Below are 7,636 nucleotides of genomic sequence, written 5' to 3'. Positions count from 1 at the left end.
ATCAAGCAGCGCATCGCCTGGCAGGAAGGCATGGTCGAGTTCGAAGGCGACACGCTGGCGCAGGCGGTGGAGGAGTTCAACCGTTATCGCGCGACCCCGCTGGTCATCGGCGATCCTGCCATCGCCAGCCTGCGGGTGGGGGGCGCCTTCCGACTCGACCGGTCGCAGGATTTCGTCGATGCGCTGCAAAGCGGCTTTGGTGTGCGCGCCGTACCGGGCAGCGACAATTCGATAATATTGGTTTCCGCACAGGACGATTAGCAGAACAGGCGAGGCCGTCCGTATCAACGGGGATGGAACATGTGTCATCCCTATCGCCCGCCACCATATCCCGGCAGGACCGCCTGCGATCGATCCTGGGCGGATCGATCGGCAACCTGATCGAATGGTATGACTGGTATGTCTATTCGGCCTTCACCCTCTATTTCGCGCCGATCTTTTTCCCGTCGGATGACAGCACCGCGCAGCTGCTGAACGCGGCGGCGATTTTCGCCGTCGGTTTCCTGATGCGCCCGATCGGTGCCTGGGCGATGGGCATCTATGCCGATCGCAAAGGACGCAAGGCGGGCCTGACCCTGTCGGTCATGCTGATGGCGGGCGGATCGCTGATGATCGCCGCCATTCCGGGCTATGCCACCATCGGCGTCGCAGCGCCCGCGCTGCTGCTGCTCGCCCGGCTGATGCAGGGGCTGTCGATCGGCGGCGAATATGGCGCGAGCGCCACCTATCTGTCGGAAATGGCGCAGCACGACCAGCGCGGATTTTTCTCCAGCTTTCAATATGTGACTCTGATCGCGGGGCAGTTGCTGGCATTGTGCGTGCTGCTTCTGCTCCAGCTGTTCCTGACGGAGCATCAGCTGGAAAGCTGGGGATGGCGTGTGCCGTTCGTCATCGGCGGCCTGATGGCGGTGGGCGTGTACCGCCTGCGCCGGGGGCTGAAGGAAACCGAGGCGTTCGAGGAAAGCGCGGCGGTAAAGGAGCATCCCCGGTCGAGCGGCCTGAACCTGATCCGTCGCCACCCGCGCGAAGTGCTGCTGGTCATGGCATTGACGGCTGGGGGCACGCTCGCCTTCTACGCCTTTAGCACATATATGCAGAAATTCCTGGTCAACAGCGCCGGGTTCGGCCGCCAGACCGCGACCGCGATCATGGCGTCGGCCCTTTTCATCTACATGTTGTTGCAGCCGATGGCGGGGTGGCTGTCCGACCGGATCGGGCGCAAGCCGCTGCTGATCGGCTTTGGCGTCAGCGGCGTGCTGTGCACCACGGCGATCTTTACCGCGCTAGAAAGCGTCACTTCATCCTTCGGCGCGTTCCTGCTGGTGCTGGCGGGACTGGTGATCGTCACCGGATATACGTCCATCAACGCCATCGTGAAGGCGGAGCTGTTCCCCGCCAATATCCGCGCGCTGGGCGTCGCGCTGCCCTATGCGCTGGCCAATACCCTGTTCGGCGGGACCGCCGAATATGCGGCGCTGTGGATGAAGCATGCCGGGATGGAAGGCGGCTTCTACTGGTATGTCACCGCCATGATCGCGGTGTCTCTGATCGTCTATCTGCGCATGCCCGACACGCGCAAAACCAGCCAAATCTGACAAAAAGGGGAAGAAGCCCATGCCATCTGTGACCCGCACGCTTTGCCATATCCTGCCCATGATGCTGCTGTGCCAGCCCGCGCTGGCGCAGGACGCACCGGCGCCCGCCGAACCGCCCTTCACATCCGTACAGCCCGGCGATTTCGCCATTCCAGGATCGCTGTCCAACAGCTGGGCCGATTTCGACAATGACGGCGACCTCGACCTCGTCGTGTCGCTGAAGGGCGGGGACATCCGCCTGTATCGCAACGACAAGGGCAAGTTCGTCAATGTCGGCCCGCAGATGGGCCTGCCGACGTCCGGCCCGGAAATGCGCGGCGTGGCATGGGGCGATTATGATGGCGATGGCTGGATCGACCTGCTGGGCGGGGCGACCATGCCCAAGGAACTGAGTCTGGTCTTTCGCAACGAAGGCGGCAAGAAATTTACCAATGTCGCGCCCGAACTGGGCCTGACCATTCCCAATCGTTCCGCCCGCCAGACCAGCTGGGTCGATTATGACAATGACGGCGATCTGGACGTCTATGCCGCCAATCGCATCGGTCCCAACAGCCTGTACCGCAATGATGGCGGCACGTTCGTTCAAGTGTCGGTTGATGGCGGCGTATCCGATCCGCGGCCCACGGTCGGCGCATGCTGGTTCGATTATAATCGCGACGGATTTCTGGACGTGTTCCTGGCCAACCAGTCGGGGGCGACCGATTCCCTGTGGCGCAACAATGGCGACGGCACCTTCACCGACGTCGCGCCGCAGCTGGGCATGGACAATCCCGGCCGGACCAAGGAAGAAGGCGGCGTGGGCTGCGCCGTGGGCGATTATGACAATGACGGCCATCTAGACCTGTTCGTGCCCAATTATGGCGTGAACACGCTGTACCATAATAATGGCGACGGCACCTTCACCAACGTGGCCAAAGATATGGGCGTCGCGATCGACAACCATGCCGTCGGCGCGGTGTGGGGCGATTATGACAATGACGGCTATCTCGATCTTTACGTCACATCCTATCACGGACCGCGCGACCAGCAGCAGCCCAAGGACAGCCTGTTCCACAATGAAGGGGGCAAGGGTTTCCGCCAGATCCTGACCGAAACATCGAAGCTGAACGTAGGTGACCATGGCGTCCAGTGGGTGGATTATGATCGCGACGGGGCGCTCGACCTGTCGGTGATGCGTGGTTACACCAGCCAGGGCGGGCATTTCCTGTTCCACAACAATCTGGACGCGAAGGCCAGCAAGCGGAGCCTGTCGGTCACGCTGCTGGATGCGAAGGGGCGCTTTACCCGCATGGGAGCGGAAGTGCGGCTGTATGACAAGGCGGGCAAGATCCTTGCCACGCGGCAATTGTCGACCGGCGACGGATATAATTCGGAAAATGCCGCGCCGCTGCATTTCGGCCTGAAGTCGATGGACGCGGTGAAGGTGGAAGTGACCTGGATGAGCCGGGAAGGGCGCAAAATCCAGACCATCCCCAATGTCAGCCCGGCGCGCTATTATGGCAAATCGCTGGTGATCCGGCAGAGGTAACTTGCCACCATGGGAAGGGGCCGACGCGGGACCGGGCGTCGCCCTTTTTCCTTTGAGCGATCTGCGTTCGGCCCGTCGGACTGTAGTGATGAGAGGCGAAGGCAGTCCCGACGAAGCCACCCCGCTTTCTGCGTGTTGAGAGCGGCGTCGACGCCGGGTTTGAGCGCGCCCTTTTTCGATCGACCGCCCCTGATGGCTGAACCGCCCGAACCGGGCAGGTAGCGGCGCGGCGGCGGGAACGGCGGACGCAGACAGCGAAAGTGACAATGATGCGCAGGCAATGGCTGCCCGCCGCCCTGGCCTTTGCTGCAAGATCATTTTCTTCTCGTTCTTATTATAGATAACATCGGTGGCTGTTGATTTTCGGCGCAATGGCGTCCGTTGCCTCGCTCTCCTTTTGCGCTGTCTTCTGGCGGGGAGGGGGCTATCCATATTGCCGCTTTTCCATCGCGGGCAGATGCCCTAATCCAGCGCAAGTCATCCGGGGGAGCCAGTCAGAATATGTCGAAGTCCGAGCGTCCGGCGCGGGGGGCGACCATCGTGGATGTGGCATTGCGGGCCGGGGTTTCCTCCATGACGGTTTCGCGCGTCATCAACCATCGGCCGGGCGTGAGCGAAGACACCCGCCGCATCGTGGAAGAAGCGATCAAGGCGCTGGCCTATACCCCCAATGTCGCGGCGCGCAGTCTGGTGACGTCGAGCGAATTGCGGATCGGCATCCTCTATTCCAACGTCAGCGCGGCGTTCATGAGCGAGTTCCTGACCGGCGTGTTCGAGGAAGCGTCCGCACGCGGCGCGCGGCTGGTCTTGCTGAAAGGAGAAGGGGGGCGACCGCCGGACCGGGCGGCGTTGCAGGATGCGCTGGACATGGGGCTGAGCGGCGCATTGCTGGCCCCGCCGCTGGGCGAAGCGCCGGAGGTCGTGCGCATGTTGAAGGAAGCGGGATGCCCGATGGCGGCCGTGGGCGCCTATCCGTCGGGCGGGACGATCTGCGTACGGATCGACGATCGTGCGGCGGCCTGTCAGATGACCCGGTTGCTGCTGGATCTGGGGCACAGGCGGATCGGTTTCATATTGGGCAATCCCGATCAGGCGGCGAGTGCGGAACGCATGGCGGGATTCTATGCCGCCGTCCGCGAAACCGGCGGGGTCAGCGTGCAGGTGGCGCAGGGCGATTTCACCTATGTTTCGGGACTGGCCGCCGCCGAACAGTTGCTGGCGATGCCCGACCGGCCGACCGCCATCTTCGCCAGCAATGACGACATGGCGGCGGCCGTCGTATCGGTGGCGCACCGCCAGCATCTGGACGTGCCGGGCGAACTGACGGTGGTGGGGTTCGACGATACCATAGCGGCCAGCACATTATGGCCGCCGCTGACGACCGTGCATCAGCCCGTGCGCGATCTGGCGGCGCAGGCGCTGAGCCTGTTGATGGCCGAAATCGGCGCCAGAGGCGGCAGGTCGAAAGTGCCGGGCGAAACCATATTGGATCACCAGATCATCGAACGTCAGTCCACCAGCGCGATCGGATTATCCGCCCCTTCATAACGGAAGAAGGCGAAATCGGCGGGCATGGCCATACCCGACTGATCCTGACAGGCCATGCCGATGAAGCTGCCGGTGAAATTGGGGAAGCCGGGAAAGGTCACTTCGTCCGACAGGATGGAGAGGTCGAGCGTGCGGGGCACGGATTGCCAGTCGGCGGCACCGGCCGGTCGCCAGAAGAACGACAGCCGGTCGCCATCGCCATCGGCCCTCAATTCCATGGGGCCATCCGGCAGGGCGGTAATGACGTCGATCGCGATATTTTCCGCCAGTTCCGGGGAAGCGACCATCAATTGCAGTTCGCGCCTGCCTTCATCCGCGCTGATGTTGAGATAATAATATTTGCTGCTGTTATAATAGAGGATCAGCCCGGCGGCCTGCTGGAACGAGCGGGGTGAGGCATCGACGCTGGTCGTCGCGGTGAAGCGCCTGTGCTGCAACCGGCGGGCGACGAGCGCCTGTTCGAAATGGCTGCCCACGGTTTCGCGGCCGTGCAGGCGCAGATGGCCGGGGCGTTGCGACAGGGTGAACAGCCTTTCGGGATCGGGGCTGCGCAGCCACTGAAATTCGGGGGGTAGCGTGTCCCGGTCGAAATCGCCGTTCCAGTGCTGATCGGGCCATGGTGCGGACGGCAGGTCGGGCGTGGCGGGATTGACGACCGGTTGCGCATCGCGATCGGGCGTGCGCAGCCATCCATCATCCCCCCACTCCATCGGCTGAATGGCGGTTTCACGACCGAAAATGCAGCGTTCGCGGCCTGCGACCGGGCGGCCGCACAGATAGGCCATCCATGTCGTGCCATCCGCCAGTTCCACCAGGTCGCCATGGCCCGTCCGCGTCAGGGGACCGTCGCGGCGACCCGACGCCGTCAGCACCGGGCCATCGGGATGCGCTTCATAGGGACCAAGCAGGCTGCGCGACCGGGCCATGACGACGGCATGGTTCCAGCCGGTGCCGCCTTCGGCGACCAGCAGGTGGTAATAGCCGTCGCGCTTGTAGATATGCGGTCCTTCGGTAAAGCCCAGTTGCGTGCCCCGGAAGATCAGGTGGGGATCGCCCCGCAGCGTCAGGGCGTCGCGATCAAATTCCTGAATCTGGATGCCTGCAAAGCGGCCTTTGCCCGGACGATGATCCCACAACATGTTCAGCATCCAGCTGCGCCCGTCATCGTCATGGAACAGGGCGGGATCGAAGCCACTGCTGTTGAGGTGGCTGGCGTCCGACCATGTGCCGTCGATGCGGTCGCAGCTGACGACATAATTGGGAAAGTCGCGCAGCGACGCGCCCTTCGCGCCGTTGACGGTGGTGACGCCATAGCGCTTCACATCGGTGTAGACGAGCCAGAAGCGACCATCGGCATAGCTGAGGTCGGGCGCCCACACGCCGCACGAATCGGGCGCGCCGCGCATGTCGAGCTGTGACGCGCGGGCCAGCGGGCGGGCCGCCAGACGCCAGTGTTTCAGGTCGCGGCTGTGGTGGATCTGAACGCCCGGATACCATTCGAAGGTGGAGGTGGCGATGTAGAAATCATCCCCCACCCGCACGATCGAAGGGTCGGGATTGAAGCCCGGCAGGATCGGGTTTGAAATCTGGTTCATGCAGGCTTGCGTACCAATGTCCATAGGATCGCGGCGCCCAGAAGATCCAGAACGCCCAATATGACGAAGAAGGGGCCGTAACCCACGCTGTCCACCATCTGGCCCAGCAGCAGGGTGAAGATGAGGACGCCGAGATTGCCGGCAAGGCCCGCGAAACCGGCGGCGGTGGCCACGGCATTGCGGGGGAAAAGGTCCGACGCCATGGTGATGACGGTGACCGACAGCGTCTGATGCGCGAACCCGCCAAGGCACAGGAGCGCGATCGCGACATAGGGGTTGGACGCCATGCCGACAAAGGCCATGGCGGTCATCATCACCGCGCCCAGCGTGAAGGCCCATCGGCGCGCGTCGATCAGGTCGACATTGCGGCGCTGAAGATAGGCGACGACGGCGGGACCGAACAGGCAGCCAAGATCGGCGGCCAGAAAGGGAAGCCAGGCGAACAGCGCGATCTGCGCCAGATCGAAACCGCGCACCCGCGCCAGATAGAGCGGCATCCAGAACGACAGCATGCCCCATACCGGATCGGCCAGCATGCGGGGCAGGGCGATGCCCCACAGGTCGCGGCGGCGCAGCAGCGATTTGATGGGCACGCGGTCGGACTGGGGCGCGAGGCGGCTTTCCTGTCCGCTGGTGATATAGTCATGTTCCTTGGCGGTGAGCCGGGGATGTTTCGACGGGCTGTTATAATAGAACAGCCACAGGATCGCCCAGCACAGGCCGATCGCGCCCGCGACGATGAAGGCGAGGCGCCAGCTGTGCATCATCACGGCCCATGCCACCAGCGGCGGCGCGAAGACTGCGCCGAAGGATGCGCCGATATTGTAGATGCCGCCCGCAAGGCCACGTTCCCTGGACGGGAACCATTCCGCGACCATTTTCTGCCCGGCGGGCTGCGCCGATCCTTCGGCAAGGCCGAGCAGTCCGCGCAGCGCGGCAAATCCCATCCAGCCGTTGACGAAACCATGCGCCATCGTGACCAGCGACCATGCCGCCACGCACAGGCCGAACCCGATGCGCAGGCCCACGCTGTCGAGGAAATAGCCAGCGGCCGGTTGCAGCATCACGCCGAACTGAAAGGCGCTGGTGATCCAGCCATATTCGACGCTGTTGATGGACTGTTCGTCGAGGATGACCGGCGCGGCGACCCCAAGGACCGAGCGCGAGAGATAATTGATCACCATCGCGCCCACGAAGACGCCGATGATGGTCCACCTGATTTTTCCTGCCACGAACCCGCCCTTATGAATTATGATAACGTTAACATCTGATGGCGCATGCCGCAAGCCGCTTGTGCGGGCAGCGACGGAGCCGGTTTCCCTCGCCGTCCCAATGGCATCGTGCGGCGGGCGGGGAGGGGCGTCGTGCGA

5 protein-coding genes and 1 pseudogene are annotated in these 7,636 nt (G+C 63.4%); 4 read left to right on the top strand and 2 right to left on the bottom strand.

Features of this window, described 5'->3' with window-relative positions; all coding sequences use genetic code 11:
• From ACOJSJ_RS12975 to ACOJSJ_RS12960, 4 genes and pseudogenes are all read left to right on the top strand, one after another.
• Window positions 1-261 (top strand): annotated as a pseudogene (locus ACOJSJ_RS12975) (transcriptional regulator); the annotation flags it as partial.
• A 32-nt stretch (window positions 262-293) separates the two neighbouring features.
• Window positions 294-1,595, top strand: a complete 1,302-nt coding sequence (locus tag ACOJSJ_RS12970; protein ID WP_420145397.1) for an MFS transporter — start codon at window positions 294-296, stop codon at window positions 1,593-1,595.
• A 19-nt stretch (window positions 1,596-1,614) separates the two neighbouring features.
• Window positions 1,615-3,123: a CRTAC1 family protein gene (locus ACOJSJ_RS12965; protein ID WP_420145396.1), complete on the top strand. Its 1,509-nt coding sequence runs from the start codon at window positions 1,615-1,617 to the stop codon at window positions 3,121-3,123.
• A 501-nt stretch (window positions 3,124-3,624) separates the two neighbouring features.
• Entirely contained in the window at window positions 3,625-4,671 is a 1,047-nt protein-coding gene (locus tag ACOJSJ_RS12960) for a LacI family DNA-binding transcriptional regulator (protein ID WP_420145395.1), read from the top strand.
• On the opposite strand, the gene ACOJSJ_RS12955 is transcribed toward ACOJSJ_RS12960, so the two are convergent.
• Window positions 4,632-6,266, bottom strand: coding sequence for a glycoside hydrolase family 43 protein (locus tag ACOJSJ_RS12955; protein WP_420145394.1), 1,635 nt, complete (start codon window positions 6,264-6,266; stop codon window positions 4,632-4,634). The two genes, ACOJSJ_RS12960 and ACOJSJ_RS12955, sit on opposite strands and share 40 nt — an antisense overlap.
• Window positions 6,263-7,498 (bottom strand): MFS transporter, encoded by a 1,236-nt coding sequence (locus ACOJSJ_RS12950; protein ID WP_420145393.1) that lies wholly within the window; start codon window positions 7,496-7,498, stop codon window positions 6,263-6,265. The genes ACOJSJ_RS12955 and ACOJSJ_RS12950 overlap by 4 nt, the downstream gene beginning before the upstream one ends.
• Window positions 7,499-7,636: the final 138 nt, after the last annotated feature.

Origin of the sequence: Sphingobium sp., assembly GCF_048594625.1 — a bacterium.
Classification (GTDB): Bacteria; Pseudomonadota; Alphaproteobacteria; order Sphingomonadales; family Sphingomonadaceae; genus Sphingobium.
This window is presented reverse-complemented; position numbering and strand designations above follow the sequence as displayed.